The sequence below is a fragment of the Streptomyces sp. NPDC033131 genome (assembly GCF_055578365.1).
The window spans coordinates 229,022-245,925 of the sequence record NZ_JBVIPA010000005.1 but is presented as its reverse complement, the minus strand read 5'-3'; the positions used below and the strand labels follow the sequence as shown (position 1 = coordinate 245,925).

The 16,904-nt window shown below is 72.5% G+C and carries 18 protein-coding genes, 2 pseudogenes and 1 riboswitch; of the genes and pseudogenes, 15 read left to right on the top strand and 5 right to left on the bottom strand.

Annotated features, from left to right (window positions below; genetic code table 11):
- Positions 1-80 precede the first annotated feature (80 nt).
- Positions 81-518 (top strand): DUF4442 domain-containing protein, encoded by a 438-nt coding sequence (locus tag ACZ5XS_RS09900; RefSeq protein ID WP_468649678.1) that lies wholly within the window; start codon positions 81-83, stop codon positions 516-518.
- Here ACZ5XS_RS09900 and ACZ5XS_RS09895 read toward each other — a convergent pair.
- Positions 519-1,139, bottom strand: a pseudogene (locus ACZ5XS_RS09895) (UTP--glucose-1-phosphate uridylyltransferase); the annotation flags it as partial.
- A 208-nt stretch (positions 1,140-1,347) separates the two neighbouring features.
- Here ACZ5XS_RS09895 and ACZ5XS_RS09890 point away from each other — a divergent pair.
- Both ACZ5XS_RS09890 and ACZ5XS_RS09885 read left to right on the top strand, forming a co-directional pair.
- The gene (locus ACZ5XS_RS09890; protein ID WP_468649552.1) at positions 1,348-3,129 is read left to right on the top strand and encodes a ricin-type beta-trefoil lectin domain protein; all 1,782 of its coding nucleotides are present in this window, start codon (positions 1,348-1,350) and stop codon (positions 3,127-3,129) included.
- A gap of 179 nt (positions 3,130-3,308) precedes the next feature.
- Positions 3,309-3,965, top strand: coding sequence for a DedA family protein (locus ACZ5XS_RS09885; RefSeq protein ID WP_468649550.1), 657 nt, complete (start codon positions 3,309-3,311; stop codon positions 3,963-3,965).
- 168 nt (positions 3,966-4,133) lie between these two features.
- Here ACZ5XS_RS09885 and ACZ5XS_RS09880 read toward each other — a convergent pair whose 3' ends face one another.
- A complete protein-coding gene (locus ACZ5XS_RS09880; protein WP_468649548.1) occupies positions 4,134-4,664 on the bottom strand; it encodes a gamma carbonic anhydrase family protein in 531 nt (176 codons plus the stop codon).
- A gap of 107 nt (positions 4,665-4,771) precedes the next feature.
- Between ACZ5XS_RS09880 and ACZ5XS_RS09875 the strand changes: the two genes are divergently transcribed.
- From ACZ5XS_RS09875 to ACZ5XS_RS09865, 3 genes are all read left to right on the top strand, one after another.
- Complete coding sequence (locus tag ACZ5XS_RS09875; protein ID WP_468649546.1) at positions 4,772-5,527, top strand: acyltransferase; 756 nt, start codon at positions 4,772-4,774, stop codon at positions 5,525-5,527.
- 146 nt (positions 5,528-5,673) lie between these two features.
- Entirely contained in the window at positions 5,674-6,246 is a 573-nt protein-coding gene (locus ACZ5XS_RS09870; protein ID WP_468649544.1) for a helix-turn-helix domain-containing protein, read from the top strand.
- Between the two features lie 31 nt (positions 6,247-6,277).
- Positions 6,278-6,835: a YbaK/EbsC family protein gene (locus ACZ5XS_RS09865; RefSeq protein ID WP_468649542.1), complete on the top strand. Its 558-nt coding sequence runs from the start codon at positions 6,278-6,280 to the stop codon at positions 6,833-6,835.
- Positions 6,836-6,838: 3 nt separating this feature from the next.
- On the opposite strand, the gene ACZ5XS_RS09860 is transcribed toward ACZ5XS_RS09865, so the two are convergent.
- The gene (locus tag ACZ5XS_RS09860) at positions 6,839-7,921 is read right to left on the bottom strand and encodes a cation diffusion facilitator family transporter (RefSeq protein ID WP_468649540.1); all 1,083 of its coding nucleotides are present in this window, start codon (positions 7,919-7,921) and stop codon (positions 6,839-6,841) included.
- A 60-nt stretch (positions 7,922-7,981) separates the two neighbouring features.
- Here ACZ5XS_RS09860 and ACZ5XS_RS09855 point away from each other — a divergent pair, with 60 nt between their 5' ends.
- A complete protein-coding gene (locus ACZ5XS_RS09855) occupies positions 7,982-8,341 on the top strand; it encodes an ArsR/SmtB family transcription factor (RefSeq protein ID WP_468649538.1) in 360 nt (119 codons plus the stop codon).
- A gap of 19 nt (positions 8,342-8,360) precedes the next feature.
- Here ACZ5XS_RS09855 and ACZ5XS_RS09850 read toward each other — a convergent pair whose 3' ends face one another.
- Together ACZ5XS_RS09850 and ACZ5XS_RS09845 are read right to left on the bottom strand one after the other, a co-directional pair.
- Positions 8,361-9,578, bottom strand: coding sequence for a 4-hydroxybenzoate 3-monooxygenase (locus tag ACZ5XS_RS09850; protein ID WP_468649536.1), 1,218 nt, complete (start codon positions 9,576-9,578; stop codon positions 8,361-8,363).
- Positions 9,579-9,659: 81 nt separating this feature from the next.
- Entirely contained in the window at positions 9,660-10,067 is a 408-nt protein-coding gene (locus ACZ5XS_RS09845) for a CoA-binding protein (protein WP_468649534.1), read from the bottom strand.
- Positions 10,068-10,142: 75 nt separating this feature from the next.
- Positions 10,143-10,335: riboswitch (cobalamin riboswitch) on the top strand.
- 64 nt (positions 10,336-10,399) lie between these two features.
- Between ACZ5XS_RS09845 and ACZ5XS_RS09840 the strand changes: the two genes are divergently transcribed.
- From ACZ5XS_RS09840 to ACZ5XS_RS09805, 8 genes and pseudogenes are all read left to right on the top strand, one after another.
- Positions 10,400-11,416, top strand: a complete 1,017-nt coding sequence (locus ACZ5XS_RS09840; protein ID WP_468649532.1) for an ABC transporter substrate-binding protein — start codon at positions 10,400-10,402, stop codon at positions 11,414-11,416.
- On the top strand, positions 11,413-12,426 hold the full coding sequence (locus ACZ5XS_RS09835; RefSeq protein WP_468649530.1) for a FecCD family ABC transporter permease: 1,014 nt from the start codon (positions 11,413-11,415) through the stop codon (positions 12,424-12,426). Before ACZ5XS_RS09840 ends, ACZ5XS_RS09835 begins: the two co-directional genes overlap by 4 nt.
- Positions 12,427-12,434: 8 nt before the next feature.
- Entirely contained in the window at positions 12,435-13,244 is an 810-nt protein-coding gene (locus ACZ5XS_RS09830) for an ABC transporter ATP-binding protein (RefSeq protein WP_468649528.1), read from the top strand.
- A gap of 55 nt (positions 13,245-13,299) precedes the next feature.
- Positions 13,300-14,034 carry a hypothetical protein gene (locus ACZ5XS_RS09825; protein WP_468649526.1) on the top strand — a complete coding sequence of 245 codons (735 nt, stop codon included), beginning with the start codon at positions 13,300-13,302 and terminating at the stop codon, positions 14,032-14,034.
- On the top strand, positions 14,031-14,573 hold the full coding sequence (locus ACZ5XS_RS09820; protein ID WP_468649524.1) for a SixA phosphatase family protein: 543 nt from the start codon (positions 14,031-14,033) through the stop codon (positions 14,571-14,573). The genes ACZ5XS_RS09825 and ACZ5XS_RS09820 overlap by 4 nt, the downstream gene beginning before the upstream one ends.
- Before the next feature lie 52 nt (positions 14,574-14,625).
- The gene (locus tag ACZ5XS_RS09815; protein WP_468649522.1) at positions 14,626-15,252 is read left to right on the top strand and encodes a YigZ family protein; all 627 of its coding nucleotides are present in this window, start codon (positions 14,626-14,628) and stop codon (positions 15,250-15,252) included.
- Positions 15,253-15,458: 206 nt separating this feature from the next.
- Positions 15,459-16,625 carry an exonuclease SbcCD subunit D gene (locus ACZ5XS_RS09810; protein WP_468649520.1) on the top strand — a complete coding sequence of 389 codons (1,167 nt, stop codon included), beginning with the start codon at positions 15,459-15,461 and terminating at the stop codon, positions 16,623-16,625.
- Positions 16,622-16,836, top strand: a pseudogene (locus ACZ5XS_RS09805) (AAA family ATPase); the annotation flags it as partial. The gene ACZ5XS_RS09810 and the pseudogene ACZ5XS_RS09805, both read left to right, overlap by 4 nt.
- Positions 16,837-16,904: the final 68 nt, after the last annotated feature.

Sequence of the window (16,904 nt, the reverse complement as noted above, 5' to 3'; positions counted from 1 at the left end):
GTAACGATACGGCGATCATTCCGCGACTCTGGCCCCGCGAGGCTACTCATGGGTAACATGTCGGCATGAACGCAGATCAGATGTCCATCGGCGAATTGCTCGCCGCCACGGTGCCGATGGTTCGCACGCTGAACCTGGAGTACCTGGAGACCACTCCGGAGAAGGCCGTCCTGGCCCTTCCGGACCAGAGCGAGTACCGCAACCACGTCGGCGGGCCGCACGCCGGCGCGATGTTCACGCTGGGGGAGTCGGCCAGTGGTGCGATCGTCCTGGCCGCCTTCGGGGACCAGCTCTCCCGCGCCGTGCCGCTTCCGGTCACCGCCGAGATCGCGTTCAGGAAGATCGCCCTGGGTCCCGTCACCGCCACCGCCACGCTCGGCCGCCCCGCTGCCGACGTCGTCGCCGAACTCGACGAGGGCAAGCGCCCGGAGTTCCCGGTGACCGTCGCCATCCAGCGCGCGGACGGAACGGTCACCACCGAGATGACGGTCGTGTGGACGCTGCGGCCCAACGGCTGAGCGGATCTCGCCGCCGCGCCCGGGCGGGGTGCGTTCCAGGGCGTCGAAGACGGCGGGGTCGAGGGCGTGGCGGCCGATGACGGCGTACGCGCTGGGCGCGTCCTGTGGCGACGGCCGGCCGGCCGGGCCGGTGACGCGGACCGCGTCTCCTTCGTAGGTCGGCTTCATGGCCGCGCGGCCGTAGAGCTGGACCCGTCGGCTGAGCAGGTCTCGCGCGGGTCGATGTGATCGTCACCGAGCAGGACGGCGAACGGCTGGTCGCCGACCTGGCGGCGGGCGCGGAGGGCGCCGTGTGGCCGAGGCCGAGGGGCTCGCCCTGGCGGATGTGTGGTGAATGACGACCGGGCGGGCCGGGTCACGCACCGCGTCCAGTCGCACCGCGTCACCCTGGGTCGGCGGGCGCCTGCTCCGGCTCGAGGGCGCTGTGGGGCGGGAACTTGGAGATTGCGTGTGCCAACGGGTGTTCGCCGCACACAACTTGACGGGCCGACTCCGCTGTCTTTCGAATGCGGGTACGGATACCGCCGGTAAATTTTCTGAAGTCGCCGCTTTTTGAACCTGGGTCACTCGAACTTCTTGTTTCCTGTGAGTCGTTTGTGCGAAAGTGAGCGCCCCCTTGATCGACCGCTCATAACCACTGCCCATAACGGCCCCGCACCTGACGCGGCATAGGTATGCACCAATCAGGCACCTGCTTTCCTACGGACGCGCATTTCGCATGCCGTCCTGCGGCTTGGAAGGAATTGGTCCAGTGCAATCCCCCCACCCCCCACGTCCCCCGTACCCGCCACGGCCCGGATCCAGCCCCGGGGAATCCGACCGCGATCTCATGGCCCGGCTCGACGCGGCCGGCACGGACGCCCACGCCGTCGCGCTCCTGATGGCCCGGCACTGGCGGGCGACCTACGACTACGCGGCCATCTGCCTGGTCTCCTCGGAGGGTTCCGCCTCCATGGCGGCCGCCGCCGCGTTCCACCGCGTGCTGGGACCGGGGGGCGGCGGTGCGGTACGGCCCCGGCTCCTGCGAGCCGTTCGGGAGACCGTCAAGGAGTGGGCCGCGGACGACGGCATTTCCGCCGTACTGCCGGAACTCCGCAAACCGACCGGCGGCCGTGGTCTGCGCGCCGCGAGGTCGGTCACCCCCGAAAGGCGACAGCTCGCCGAGCGCGCATTCCAGGCCCTTCCTGGAGCCTCCCAATGCCTGCTGTGGCACACGGAGGTCGAGGCCGAGCCCATATCCGTACCGGCCGGTCTGCTGGGAGTGGACACGGCCAGGGCGTCGGCCGCCCTGGAGCAGGCACGCGAGCAATTCCGCACGGGCTGCGTACGGGCCCACCGGGAACTGGCACCCACCACGGAATGCCGCTTCTACAACCGCCTCCTCGACGTCCCCATTCGCCGGGGCGGAGGCCTGCTGCCCGATGTCCAACAGCATCTGATGGCGTGCCGGTACTGCCGGCACGCGGCCGAGCAGCTCAGCCATTTCGACGACGGACTGGAAGACCTGCTCGCCGAGACGGTGCTCGGCTGGGGTGCCCGCCGCTATCTCGACTCGCGGCCCGGCCGGGGGAACGACCAGACCGCGTCGACTGCGGGTCTCGTCCCGCGTCCCGGTCACGGCGGCCGCCACCGCCCTGCTCAGGCCGGCCGCCTCACCGCGCCGCGCCGGCATCACAAGGCCATGCTCGTGGGCGCCGGTCTGACGTCCCTCGCCCTTCTCGTGACCGTGCTGGTCGCCAAGGGCTGGTCCGACGAGAGCGGCGTTCCCGGACCCCGCGCCACCTGGGGCGCGGCCAGCGGCAACTCCGTCTCCCCGGGCGCCGTCTCCCCGGGCGCCGTCGACGAGGCCCCGTCCGCCGGATCCCCGTCCGCCGCGTCCGTGGGCAACCGCGTCGAGGTCGGACACGGCAGGCTCCGCAACGTCGTCGCCGGACTCTGCCTCGACGTACCCGGGGGCAGGACCGAGAACGGCGCCGGGACCGTCCTGACGGCGTGTTCGACAGCCCGGTCCCAGCAGTGGTCGTACCAGGACGACGGTCTGCTGCGCAGCGCCCTCGCTCCCACCCTCTGCCTGGACGCCGACGCCGACGAGGGCTCGGTCGTCCTGGCCGACTGCCTGGTGCACGCCGGTGAGGTCCGCTACGACCTCACCGTCCGCGGCGAACTGCTGCTGCGCCGGGGCGGAGGCCTGCTCGTCGCGCCCGGCCCCGGGAAGGCGCTGGTCGTCGCCGAGCGGGACGGATCGGCGGAACAGCGGTGGGTGCTGGAGCCGGTGAGCGGTGACACCGGCGGCGCGGAAGAGCGGGGCGAGACGCGGGACGACGGCCCAGGGGCCCCGGGCTCACCGCCGACCGCCGCCGCTCCGACGCCCGACGCCGATCCACCGCCCGAGGGCGCCGAGGAGCCGCAGGGCGACCAGCCGCTCGCGCCGCCGCATGTCGAGAGGCGGATGGCCCAGGTCGGCACCGACACCTCCGGCGACGACCGCGTGCCGGCCGCATCCGTGGAGGAGGTGGCGGCCCTCCCGGGCGCCGTACGGGACACGGCGGGCTCGGTCGCCGACACCGTCACGACGACCGTCACCACCACCGTCGACACGGTCCTCGGGTAGTCGGTCCGCCGAAGGGGCCACCCCCTCAAAGTGGTCACCGTCCTCGTACCGTGAGCCGGGAACACCAGTGCGACCTGTGGGGCGCCGAGGCGTCCCGGTGACCCGGTAGGCTTCCCGGGCGTGCGCCTGTTCACCGGGGCACGCGGGGAATGCAGGGACGCGAATCGGAGGAACCGGCGTTGCACGTCCAGGACTGGCTCGACACGGTGCCCGCGGTCGCCGTCTACGCCCTCGTGGGAATCGTCATCGGTCTGGAGAGCCTGGGCATCCCGCTGCCCGGCGAGATCATCCTGGTGTCGGCCGCACTGCTGTCCTCGCAACACGCGGGCATCGACCCGGTGATTCTCGGCGTGTGTGCCACCGTCGGTGCCATCGTCGGCGACTCCATCGGCTACGCCATCGGCCGCAAGGGCGGACGCCCGCTGCTCGCCTGGCTCGGGCGGAAGTTCCCCAGGCACTTCAGCGAGGGACACATCGCCACGGCCGAGCGGTCCTTCGAGAAGTGGGGCATGTGGGCCGTCTTCTTCGGCCGCTTCGTCGCCCTGCTGCGGATCTTCGCCGGGCCGCTCGCGGGTGTGCTGCGGATGCCGTACTGGAAGTTCCTGATCGCCAACGTGCTCGGCGGGATCCTGTGGGCGGGCGGCACGACGGCCGTCATCTACTACGTCGGGATCGTCGCCGAGTCGTGGCTGAAGCGGTTCTCGTGGCTGGGGCTGGTGGCGGCGGTGCTGGTGGGGCTCACGTCGATGCTGGTGCTGAAGCGCAAGGCGAAGAACGTGACGGCTCAGAAGCAGGCGGCCGAGCCCGAGCCGGTACCCGTCCCGGCCGCCGACTGACACTTAGGGGTCCTTTCACTATGCCCGTCCGGGTCGCGTGGTCTGGCACCGCACCTCGCCGCGTTGCCGAAACGCCCACGTGGCTCCGCCACGAGGTCGCTCCGGCGCCTTGCGATGCACGGCACCAGACCACGCGACCTGATCGGACGCTCATAGTGAAAGGACCCCTCAGTCCTGATGCACTTCGCTGTGCGTCTTCGCCAGGTCCGCGTACAGCGTGCCGTTCAGCGTGACCCCCTGACGCTCCTCCTCCGTCAGCTCCCGCCTCACCTTCGCGGGGACGCCCGCGACGAGTGAGCCGGGGGGTACCTGCATGCCCTGCGGCACCAACGCCTGCGCGGCGACCAGGGAACCCGCCCCGATCACCGCGCCGTTGAGGATCGTCGCCCCCATGCCGATCAGGCAGTCGTTCCAGACGCTCGCTCCATGGACGACGGCGTTGTGACCGACGGACACCCGCTCGCCGATCGTGACGGGGAAGCCGGGGTCGGCGTGGAGCGTGCAGTTGTCCTGGATGTTGCTCTGCGCTCCGACGGAGATCCGCTCGACGTCGCCGCGCAGCACCGCGCCGTACCAGACACTCGCCCCGGCCTCCAGGGTCACGTCCCCGATCACCGAGGCGGTGGGCGCCACGAACGCCTCCTCGTGGATGTTCGGTTCCCTGCCGCCGATGCCCGTGATCAAAGCCTTCTGCCCCATCGCCCTCTCCCGTCGCCGACAACACCGGCACCGTACGCCACCGGGTGGGGCGCAGATCACAGCCCCTCGGTCTCATCGGCTCACGTGACGCTGAGTACGGTGAGCGCGTGTCGAAGCGCAAGAACACGTTCTCATCCTGGCCGCGCGGCCTCGCGCAGCGGGCCGTCCACGCGGGCTGGGCCTGGGTGCAGCGCACCGGCTCCGTCACCGCCGAACACCCGGGACGGTTCCGCTTCGGCGCACTGGGCACGGGCACCCGGCTGGCCTTCCCGCTCGGCACGGTCTTCGGCGAACCCTGGATCCACCTCGGGTCGCACTGCATCGTCGGCGAACAGGTCACCCTGACCGCCGGTCTGATGCCCGACCTCGACCTCGGACCGGATCCCATCCTGCGCATCGGCGACGGAGTCGTCCTCGGCCGGGGCAGCCATGTCATCGCCGACACGACGGTCACCATCGGCAGCGACTGCTACTTCGGGCCGTACGTGTACGTCACGTCCACCAACCACTCCTACGACGACCCGCACGAGCCGATCGGCAAGCAGTGGCCCCGGATGGAGCCGGTGGAGATCGGGCCGGGCTGCTGGATCGGGACGGGGGCGGTGATCCTGCCCGGCGCGCGGATCGGGCGGAACGTGGTCGTCGCCGCCGGAGCGGTGGTCCGCGGTGTGGTGCCCGATCACGCCGTCGTGGCGGGGGCGCCCGCCCGGGTCGTGCGGCGCTGGACTCCCGGCGACGGCTGGCAGCCGCCGCTCCGGACGCCGGCACCGGTCCCGATTCCCGCGGGGGTCACCCCGGAACAGCTGCGCAGGCTGGCGGACCTGGACGACGAGACCGCGGCGAAGCTCGCCGAGCTGGACTGACTCAGCCCGTCGCCAGAAGCTCCCACCCCCACCGCCGGTTGGCCCCGCAGTACAGTTCGGTGAACGATGGGGTGCACCCACCGCAGTTCGGAGAACTGAACTCTCCCCTCTCTCATCCATGACTGTGACTAGACGTTGGACGGAATGTGTCGGACCTCGACCTGCTGACCCAGTCCCTGGCACGCAACGTCAGGCACTGGCGCGCGGTGCGCGGCTTCACCCTCGACGTGCTCGCCGCCCGGGCCGGAGTCAGCCGCGGCATGCTCATCCAGATCGAGCAGTCCCGCACCAACCCCAGCCTCGGCACGGTCGTCAAGATCGGCGACGCGCTGGGGATCAGCATCACCACCCTGCTCGACTACGAACAGGGGCCGACGGTCCGGGTCGTCCCCGCCGAGCAGGCCGTACGGCTGTGGCACACGGACGCAGGCAGCTACAACCTCCTCCTCGCCGGCACCGAGGCCCCCGGCCCGCTGGAGATGTGGGAGTGGCGGCTGATGCCGGGCGAGAACAGTTCCTCCGACCCGCACCCCACCGGCACCGCCGAACTGCTCCACGTCACCGAAGGCGAACTGACCCTCACCGTGGACGGCGTGGAGTACCGCGTCCCGGCGGGCGCGACCGCCTCCTTCGAGGCCAACACCCCGCACACGTACGGCAATCAGGGCGACGTTGCGATGCGGATGCTGATGGCCGTCTCCGTCCCGCCCGTGCACTGAGACGGCCGTACGGCTTTGTTAGCGTGCGGCCATGGACGCACCCATCGGTCACTTCGACCGCGCCACTCCCGCCCCCGACTGCCTCGACGAGCTGACCGGCCCGGTCGCCGACGCCGTACGCCGCTGGAGCGGCAGCGTCCCCGCCGAGCAGATCGTCTACGTCGACACCGACCCGCGGTGGGCCGACACCGCCGTCTTCGTGGAGCACTACGGGCGCGACCTGCTGGAGCAGTCGGCGAACTGCGTGGTCGTCGCGGGCAAGCGCGGCGGCGAGAGCACCCTGGCCGCGTGCGTCGTGCTCTCCACCACCCGGGTCGACGTCAACGGCGTCGTCCGCCGACAGCTCGGCGCCCGCAAGGCCTCCTTCGCCTCGATGGACACGGCGACGGGTCGAACCGGCATGGAGTACGGCGGCGTCACCCCGATCGGACTGCCCGAGGGCTGGCCCGTGCTGGTGGACTCCGCCGTCGTCGAGCTGCCGTACGTCCTGGTGGGCAGCGGACGGCGGCGCGGCAAGCTGCTGGTGCCGGGGAAGGCGTTCGAGGAGCTGCCGGGCGCGGTGGTGCTGGAAGGGCTGGGGGTCGCCTGACGCTCAGGCCGCCCCGTGGTGGGCGAGGGCGTGGTGAGGATCCGCCTCGCCCGGCACCGGTGCCGGGTCCGCGTGCACCAGGGCCGCGGTGAGGCGCGGGACGGCGTGCAGCAGGGCGTGTTCGGCGTCCACGGCGATGCCGTGCGCCTGGCGTACCGTGGCCTCGCCGTCCACCACGACCGCCACCTCGGCGCGCAGCCGGTGCCCGATCCAGCGCAGCCGCAGCTCGCCCACCTCCCGGACCCCGTCTACCTCCCGCAGGGCCTGCTCGGCGCGGTCCACCAGCGCCGGGTCGACGGCGTCCATCACCCGCCGGAACACCTCGCGCGCCGCGTCCCGCAGCACCAGGGTGATGGCGGCCGTGATCGCCAGTCCGACGATGGGGTCGGCCAGTTGCCACCCCAGGGCCGAGCCGCCCGCGCCCAACAGCACGGCCAGGGACGTGAATCCGTCCGTACGGGCGTGCAGACCGTCCGCGACCAGCGCGGCCGAGCCGATGTCACGGCCGACCCGGATCCGGTATCGGGCCACCCACTCGTTGCCCGCGAAACCGGCCAGCGCGGCCACCGCGACCGCCGGCACGTGCTCGACGGGCCGCGGATCGAGCAGCCGGTCCATCGCCACCCAGCCCGCGAAGGCCGCCGACGCGGCGATCGTCAGCACGATCACGATGCCCGCGAGGTCCTCGGCGCGGCCGTAGCCGTAGGTGAAGCGGCGGGTCGCCGCGCGCCGGCCGAGCACGAACGCGATCCCGAGCGGCACGGCGGTCAGCGCGTCCGCGGTGTTGTGCACCGTGTCGCCGAGCAGCGCGACCGACCCGGAGACGGCCACCACGAACGCCTGCGCCAGGGCCGTCGCGCCCAGCACCGCCAGCGAGATCCACAGGGCCCGCATGCCGCGGGCCGAGGACTCCAGGGCGGAGTCGAGCTTGTCGGCACTCTCGTGGGAGTGAGGGGTGAGGAGGTGGGTGAGGCGGCGGCGCAGGCCGGAGGGCGGGTGGTGGTGAGGGGCGTCGTGGTGATGGCCGTGGCCGTGGTCGTGGTGGTGTCGGTCGTGCCCGTGGTCGTGGTGGTGTCGGTCGTTCACGTGGGTCCCCTTCCGGCGTGCGGAGTGGACGCGCGACGCCCACGACGCCATTATGTGCGTATGAGCGCACGCATGCACCTGTCACCTGCGAACGATGCGCACCCGCGCACCCCGGGCGAGGAGCAGTTCGCGCTCGCCGCCGAGCTGCTCGCCCTGCTCGGCGACCGGACCCGCCTCACCCTGCTGCACGCGCTGGTCGCGGGAGAGGCCGACGTCACGACGCTCACCAAGGCGTGCGGGGCGGCCCGGCCGGCCGTCAGCCAGCACCTGGCCAGGCTGCGGCTGGCCGGCCTGGTGAACACGCGCAAGGAAGGCCGCCGGGTGGTCTACAGCCTGCCCGACGGCCATCTGCGCCGACTGGTGGACGAGGCGCTGAACGTGGCGGACCACCGGCTCACCGACCGGCCGCCGCACGACTGACGCACCCGGCCCGGCCGGATCAGTACGCGGTGGCCGTGCCCAGATACTGCTCGGCGAAGGCCGCCCCGGCGGCGGGCGAGGTGAACAGACGGCGGAGCCGGGCGAAGGTGGTGCCCGCGCGGTAGGGGTCGCCCGACGAGGTGCCGTGGTAGACCTCGGAGAGCCACTGCGAGAACTCCTGGTAGTCCCACACCCGCCGCAGGCACGCCTCCGAATAGCCGTCCAGGCCGGACTCGTCGCCGTGGGTGAGGTACCCGGCGAGGGCGTCGCCGAGGAGGAAGGCGTCGTGCAGAGCGAGGTTCATGCCCTTCGCCGCGATGGGGGCGGTCAGGTGGGCGGCGTCCCCGGCCAGGAAGAGCCGGCCGAACACCATGGGTTCGACCACGTGACTGTGCATGTCCAGGACGCGCTTCTCGATCAGCCGCCCCTCGGTGAGCGGACCGAGGCCCGTGGCCGCGAGCCGCTCCTGGAGCTCGGACCAGACGCGTTCGTGCGACCAGTTCTCCGGGTCGTCGCCGGGCGGGCACTCCAGGTAGTACCGGGTCACCTCGGGGCTGCGGGCCATGTGCCCGGCGAAGCCGTTCGGATGGATGCCGAACACGACACAGTCGTTGGACGGAGGCGCCTCGGCGAGCAGCGCCAGCCAGCCGATGCCGTAGTCGTGCCGGGAGATGTGCGCCTGCTCGGGCAGGGCGCCACCGCTCACCCCGCGCCCCCCGTCGCACCCCGCGACGAAGTCGCACGCGACGACCTCCCGCTCGCCCGACTCCGCCGGGACGTAGGACACCGAGGGATGGTCGGTGTCCAGGTCGTGCAGCCGGACGCCCCGCACACCGAACCGCACCTGCCCGCCGCGCACGTCCGCGTACTCGCGCACCAGGTCCGTCACCAGCAGCGGCTGCGGATAGACGAAGTGGTGAGTCCCCGTCAGCTCGACGTACGAGAAGCGGAAGCGCTCACCGCCGAAGCGGAACTCGCACTCGGTGTGGAGCTGCGCGCGCTGCAGCAGGGTGTCCACGAGACCGCGCTGCTGGAGCCCGCGCACGGCCCACTCCTCGATGACGCCCGCCCGCGGCCGCTGCTCGATGAACTCGCGCGTCTCCGTCTCCAGGACCAGGCAGTCGACGCCGGCGGCCCGCAGGATGTTGCCGACGGTGAGCCCGGCGGGCCCGGCGCCCACGACGACGACCGGAAAGCGTTGCGGAGCACCGGAGTCGGGGGAAGGGGTGGAGGTCACCCGAACATTATGTCGGTGCGTCCCGGAGCGATTCGCGGATCGTGGACGGACGCCGCGGGCAGGTGGCGGCGAGAGCGTCCGTCAGCCCAGGCGGGGGATCTCGATCGCCGGGCAGCGGTCCATCACCATCTCCAGGCCCGCGGCCCGGGTGCGGTCGTACGCGGCCTCGTCGATGACCCCGAGCTGGAACCAGACCGCCTGCGCACCCCTCGCCACCGCCTCGTCGGCGACCGCCCCGGCGAGGTCGCTGTTCACGAACACGTCCACGACGTCCACGTCGAAGGGGATGTCCGCGAGCGAGGCGTACCCGCGCTCCCCGTGGACGGTCTCCGCCTTGGGATGCACCGGGACGACCCGCTTGCCGTAGCGCTGGAGCACCTCGGCCACGCCGTACGCGGCGCGCTGCCGGTTCGACGACAGGCCGACCACGGCCCAGGTGTCGCCGAGCCCGGTGAGGATCTTGCGGACCGTTGCCTCGTCGCCGTACACCGTGGGTCTCCCTGGGGCTCGTGAACGCTCTGACCTCTGGCACAACAGCGCGCCGCGACCGGTGATTCCCCTCCGTGATAGCTTGCCGGGGCCAGTCGAACCCATGACACGTGGGTCAGGGAATCCGGTGCGAATCCGGAGCTGACGCGCAGCGGTGAGGGTGACGGGCGGGGCCTCGGCCACTGGACGACGCGTATGTCGTCTGGGAAGGCGCCCCGACCGGACGATCCCGAGTCCGAAGACCTGCTGGCGGCCCTCGCGGTGACATACGGCGGGGGAGCACCGTACGACCGGGCTCCGCGTTCGAGCCCTCGACGATCGAGGACCACTCCGTGCAGACAGCACGCCTTGCCCTTCCCTCCGCCCTGCTCACGGCCGGATCCCTGCTCCTGACCGGCTGCGGCGACGCCGCCACCACCGATGCGAAGGCCGCCGTCAGCCTCGACAACTGCGGCCGTACGGTGCGGGTCGAGGCCCCGCCCGAGCGGGCCGTCTCCCTCAACCAGGGCACCACCGAGATCATGCTCTCCCTCGGGCTGGCCGACCGGATGGCGGGCACGGCGACCTGGACCGACCCCGTGATGAAGGGCCTGGAGAAGGCGAACGCCACCGTGGAGCGGATCGCCGACAACAACCCCTCCTTCGAGCGCGTCCTGGACGCCGAGCCGGACTTCGTCGCCGCCTCCTTCGTCTCCACGCTGGGGAAGGGGGGAGTGGCCTCGCGCGAGCAGTTCGAGAAGCTGGGCGTGCCCACCTACGTCTCCCCGTCCGACTGCGCCGGCAAGGACAACTCCGGCGACGGGGACGGCGCACGCTCCGAGCCCCTGACCGCCGAGGCCGTCTACGGCGAAATACGGGACCTCGCCGCCGTCTTCGGGGTGAGGGAACGGGGCGAGAAACTCGTCGGGCAACTCGAGGCGCGGATGACCAGGGCGACCGCCGGCATCGACGCCTCCGACGTGACCCTCCTGTACTGGTTCGCCAACTCCGAGTCGCCCTACATGGCGGGCTGCTGCGGCGCTCCCGGCGTCATCACCCGCTCCCTGGGTGCCAGGAACGTCTTCGACGACACGCACGACGAATGGCCGCAGATCAACTGGGAGACGGTCGCCGACCGCGACCCCGACGTCCTCGTCATCGGCGACCTGACCCGCAAGTCGCAGACCGCCGAGTCGGCCCGGAAGAAGATCGCCTTCCTGGAGTCCAACCCGGTCACCAGGAACATGACCGCCGTCCGGCACCGGCGGTACGTCCAGCTCAGCGGGCAGGCCATGAACCCGACCATCCGCACGATCGAGGGCGTGGAGAAGGTCGCGGCGGGCCTGCGCGACTTCGGGCTCGTGAAGTGACCGCCCGGGCGGTCCTGCTCGGTGCGGCCGGGACGGTCCTGCTGTGCTGCTCCCTCGCCCTCGCCATCACCATCGGCCCGGCCGACATCGAGGTCGCCGACGTGTGGTCCGTCGTCGCGGCCCATCTGGGCCTCGGAACCTCGGAGTTGACACCGATCCGGGACGGCATCGTGTGGCAGCTCAGACTGCCGCGCACGCTCCTCGCGGCCGTGTGCGGCGCCGGACTCGCCGTGTGCGGGGCGGTGATGCAGTCGCTGCTGCGCAACCCGCTCGCCGACCCCTTCGTCCTCGGAGTGTCCTCGGGCGCGTCGACCGGGGCCGTGCTGGTGGTCGTGCTGGGCGTCGGCGGGGGCGCGGTGTCCGTCCCGGCGGGCGCGTTCCTGGGCGCCCTGGTGTCCTTCGCGCTCGTGCTGTTCCTCAGCCACACGCTCGGCGGCAGCACCGACCTGGTGGTCCTCGCCGGCGTCGCCGCCATGCAGCTCTTCTCCGCTCTGACCTCGTTCATCGTGATGACCGCGGCCGACGCCGAGACCACCAGGGGCGTCCTCTTCTGGCTCCTCGGCTCGCTCGGCGGGGCGGGCTGGACCGACGTGTGGGTGTGCTTCGCCGTCCTGGCCGTGGCCCTGGTGGTCTGCCTGTCGTACGCCCGCACCCTCGACGCCTTCGCCTTCGGGCAGGACGCGGCGGCCGCCCTCGGGGTGTCGGTGGCCCGCACCCGTCTGGTGCTGCTGTGCGTCACGGCCCTGCTCACGGCCGCGCTGGTCAGCTCGGCCGGCGCCATCGGCTTCGTCGGCCTGGTGCTGCCGCACGCCGCCCGCGCCCTGGTCGGCCCGGGCCACGCCCGGCTGCTGCCGGTCACCGCGCTGGCCGGGGCGGTCTTCCTGGTGTGGGTCGACACGCTGGCCCGCACGGTTCTCGACCCGCAGGAGGTGCCCGTGGGTGTGGTGACGTCCCTGATCGGAGTACCGGCCTTCGTGGCGGTGCTGTACCGGACGCGGAGGGTGCGGTGAAGGAGACCGTGCGCACGGCATCCGACGTGCCCGGCGCCACGGCCACGGGCGGCCTGCGCGCCGACCGCGTGAGCCGTCGAGCCGACGGTCGCCTCATCCTCGACGGCGTCACCCTCGCGCCCGACCAGGGCTCCACCGTCGGCCTCCTCGGCCCCAACGGCTCCGGCAAGTCCACACTGCTGCGCGTGCTGGCCGGCCTGCTCGGTCCGAGCGCCGGTGTCGTCACGCTCGACGGCACGCCCCTGGCCGGCCTGCCCCGCCGCGAGGTCGCCCGGCGCCTCGCCGTGGTCGAGCAACAGGCCGACACCCAGGTCGAGTTGACGGTCCTGGACGTCGTACGACTCGGCCGGGTCCCGCACCGCCGCGCCTGGACGCCCGCCGCCGCCCACGACGAGCGGGCCGTTCGGTCGGCCCTGGACCGTGCCGGGCTCGGCGACCGCGCCGACCAGCCCTGGCACACCCTGTCGGGCGGTGAGCGCCAGCGGGTCCAGATCGCCCGCGCGCTCGCCCAGGAGCCCCGCGAACTCCTCCTCGACGAACCCACCAACCACCTCGACATCCACCACCAGCTCGACCTGCTGTCCCTGGTCACCGCCCTCCCGGTCACCACCGTCGTCGCCCTGCACGACCTCAACCTCGCCGCGATGTACTGCGACCGGGTGGTCGTCCTGCACACCGGCCGGGTCGTGGCGGGCGGTACCCCGGGCGACGTCCTGACCGAGCGGCTCATCGCCGAGGTGTACGGAGTGCGGGCCGCCGTGACCCGGGAGGGGCCCGAGGAGCGGCCGCATGTGCGGTTTCTGGGCACGCTGACCTGAACGGGTGTTCGGTCAGGCGGTGGCGCGGTGCTGTCCGCCCGCCTACGCTCACTTCGTGCTGCGCATCATCGACGACCGAACCGGCGAGCCCGTCGACCCCGCCCCCGCCCGCCGGGGTCTGACCCGCGTCCACGCCCATGTGGCGGGCGGCGACACCACCGCGCTGCGGGTGCTGCTCGTCGCCGACGTCCTGTTCCGGGCCCTCGAAATCGGTGGCACGCCCGTCTGGGCGCTGCTGACGGGGGAGCCGCAGCAGGCGGAACTGCGGGCGGCCGCGGCGGCCCTCGGCATCCGGCCGTTCGAGGACAGCCGGGAGGCGGGGGTCTCGTCGGGGCCGGGGCAGGCCCAGGTCATCCACGTGGTGGCCGAGAACGGGCCCGCCCCCGACGGCGTCCGCGTCACCGTCGGCCCCGTGGACCAGGCATCCCCCGCGATCCCGATCCCGGAGGGCGCCGACCCCGCCGACGTACGCCTCGCGCTGCTCTCCCGGCACCGGAGCGAGCCCGTGCGGCTCGACGCGGACGCGCTGGGTGAGGCCCGCGAGACCCTCGTACGGTGGCGGCGCGCGGTCGCCGACTGGGCGCGCAAGCCGTCGCGGGCGATTCCCGAGGAGGTGCGCGAAGAGCTCCGTACCGCCTGGGAGGACGACCTGGACGTGTGCGCGGTGCTCCGCGTCCTCGGGTCGGTGGAGACCTCGGACCTGCCGGAAGGCGCCCGCTTCGAGACGTACGCCTACGCCGACCGTCTCCTGGGTCTCGAACTCACCCGCGACGTGGGATCGGCGGCGTGATCGCCCGGGCGGGAGCGGGCCCGCTGCGTCACCTGCTCGTCCTGCGGCACGCCAAGTCCGCCTGGCCCCAGGGCGTCCCCGACCACGAACGCCCCCTCGCCCCGCGCGGCCGCCGGGACGCGCCGGCCGCGGGCCGGGCCCTCGCCGAGGCGGACCTGTTGCCGGACCTCGCCGTGTGCTCCACCGCCGTGCGCGCCCGGCAGACCTGGGAGCTGGCCTCCGCGCAGTGGGGCACACCGCCGCCGGTGCGGTTCGAGAGGCGGGTGTACGCGGCGGACGTCTCCGATCTGCTGGCCGTCGTGCACGAGGCGCCCGCACAGGTCGACACGCTGCTGCTGACGGGGCACAACCCCGGCCTGGAGGAACTGGTCCTCGACCTCGCGGGGGACGGCCTCGACGACGCGCTGGACGAGGTCCGCCTGAAGTTCCCGACCTCGGCGATCGCGGTACTCGCCTGGCGCGGAACCGTCTGGTCGGACCTCGCCCCGGGCACGGCCCTGCTGACGGACGTGATCGTCGCGCGCGGCAAGAAGAAGTGACCGCGAGACGGCCGAGGACGGGGAGGCGGACCAGCCCGCATAGGGTGGCCCGATGCAGGACGAGTACCGCACTGTGGCCCGCGCGGGCGTGCACGAGACCGAGGTCAACCGCTCCCGCTTCCTGTGCGCCCTCGCCCCGGCGGCCACCGAGCAGGAGGCCCAGGACTTCGTCGCGGGCATCCGGAAGCGGCACGCGGACGCCACGCACAACTGCTTCGCGTACGTCATCGGCGCCGACGCCGCGATCCAGAAGGCGAGCGACGACGGAGAGCCCGGCGGTACCGCGGGTGTCCCCATGCTGCAGATGCTGCTGCGCCGCGACATGCGGTACGTCGTCGCCGTCGTCACCCGCTACTACGGCGGCGTCAAACTCGGCGCGGGCGGGCTCATCCGGGCCTACGGCGGAGTGGTCGGCGAGGCCCTGGACAGCCTCGGCACCCTCACCCGCCGCCGCTTCCGGCTGGCCACGGTGACGGTCGACCACCAGCGCGCCGGCAAGGTCCACAACGACCTGCGGGCGACGGGCCGCCAGGTACGGGACGTGCGCTACGGCGAGGCGGTCACGATCGAGATCGGCCTGCCGGACGCCGACGTCGAGGCCTTCCGGGCATGGCTCGCGGACACGACCGCGGGAACGGCCGGGTTCGAACTGGGCGGGGAGGCGTACGGGGACGCCTGACCCCACAGCCGGCGCGGCCACTTCGCCAATCAGCGCATCAAGGACATTCCCTGTCATCTGCTGTCGGATGGGCGTGACGGTCCGAGGTTCGTGGTGGATCAGGTGCCGACAGGCGTTAGCGTGGTGGATGCTGACGGCGAGCTTGTATCGGTTCGTGCTGGTTCCAGGGGAGTTGCAGGGGGAGATATGCGGGTCGGAGTGGATTTGTGAGATTGCTGCACACTTCCGACTGGCATCTCGGCCGGGCGTTTCACCGGGTGAACATGCTCGGAGCCCAGGCGGAGTTCATCGGCCATCTCGTCACGACCGTGCGCGAGCGCGGCGTGGACGCGGTCGTCGTGTCGGGGGACGTGTACGACCGCGCGGTGCCGCCGCTCGCCGCGGTCGAGCTGTTCGACGACGCCCTGCACCGCCTCGCCGACCTCGGCGTTCCCACCGTGATGATCTCCGGCAACCACGACTCGGCCCGCCGGCTGGGCGTGGGTGCGGGCCTCATCGACCGCGCGGGCATCCACCTGCGGACCGATCCCTCGGCGTGCGGCACGCCGGTGGTGCTGTCCGACACCCATGGTGACGTGGCCTTCTACGGCCTGCCCTACCTCGAACCCGCCCTGGTGAAGGACGAGTTCGGCATGGACCGGGGGGCCGGGCACGAGGCCGTGCTCGCGGCCGCCATGGACCGTGTCCGAGCGGACCTCGCCAGGCGCGCGCCCGGCACCCGTTCCGTCGTCCTCGCGCACGCCTTCGTCACCGGTGGCGAGGCCAGCGACAGCGAGCGGGACATCACGGTCGGGGGAGTGGCCGCCGTGCCCGCCGGCGTCTTCGACGGCGTCGACTACGCGGCACTCGGGCACCTGCACGGCTGTCAGACCATCACCGGGCGTGTGCGCTACTCCGGCTCCCCGCTGCCGTACTCCTTCTCGGAGGCCGAGCACCGCAAGACCATGTGGCTCGTCGACCTGGACGCCGATGGTTCCGTCACCGCCGAGCGCGTCGACTGCCCGGTCCCGCGCGCGCTGGCCCGCATCCGCGGACACCTGGAGGACCTGCTCGCCGACCCGGACCTCGGCCGGCACGAGGAGGCCTGGGTCGAGGCGACCCTCACCGACCCGGTCCGCCCCGCCGACCCCATGGCCCGGCTCAGCGAGCGCTTCCCGCACACGCTCAGCCTCGTCTTCGACCCCGAACGGGCGGCGGACGACCCCGCCGTGTCGTACGCCAGGCGGCTCGCCGGGCGCACCGACCAGCAGATCGCGGAGGACTTCGTGGCCCACGTGCGCGGCGCCGGACCCGACGCACGCGAACAGGTGGTCCTGCGGGACGCGTTCGACGCGGCGCGTGCGGACGAGGCCGTGCGGGAAGTGGCGCGGTGAGGCTGCACCAGCTCGAGATCACCGCGTTCGGGCCCTTCGGCGGGTCCCAGACCGTCGACTTCGACGACCTGTCGGCCGCCGGGATCTTCCTGCTGCACGGGCCGACCGGCGCCGGGAAGACCTCCGTCCTGGACGCCGTGTGCTACGCGCTGTACGGCTCCGTGGCGGGGGGGCGGGGGGGCGGGGAGGGGGAGGGGCTGGGCAGTGGAACCAAAGCGGGCGGGACGAGGGATGCGTGGTCTTCCTGAACCCCCATCACTTGCGTGCGAGTTGGGGGCC

Excerpts from the sequence above, each read along its gene's own strand:
- ACZ5XS_RS09900 (WP_468649678.1), top strand. The coding sequence starts at position 81 with ATGTCCATCGGCGAATTGCTCGCCGCCACGGTGCCGATGGTTCGCACG.
- ACZ5XS_RS09890 (WP_468649552.1), top strand. The coding sequence starts at position 1,348 with ATGGCCCGGCTCGACGCGGCCGGCACGGACGCCCACGCCGTCGCGCTC.
- ACZ5XS_RS09880 (WP_468649548.1), bottom strand. The coding sequence starts at position 4,664 with ATGGGGCAGAAGGCTTTGATCACGGGCATCGGCGGCAGGGAACCGAAC.
- ACZ5XS_RS09865 (WP_468649542.1), top strand. The coding sequence starts at position 6,278 with ATGGACGCACCCATCGGTCACTTCGACCGCGCCACTCCCGCCCCCGAC.
- ACZ5XS_RS09855 (WP_468649538.1), top strand. The coding sequence starts at position 7,982 with ATGAGCGCACGCATGCACCTGTCACCTGCGAACGATGCGCACCCGCGC.
- ACZ5XS_RS09815 (WP_468649522.1), top strand. The coding sequence starts at position 14,626 with ATGCAGGACGAGTACCGCACTGTGGCCCGCGCGGGCGTGCACGAGACC.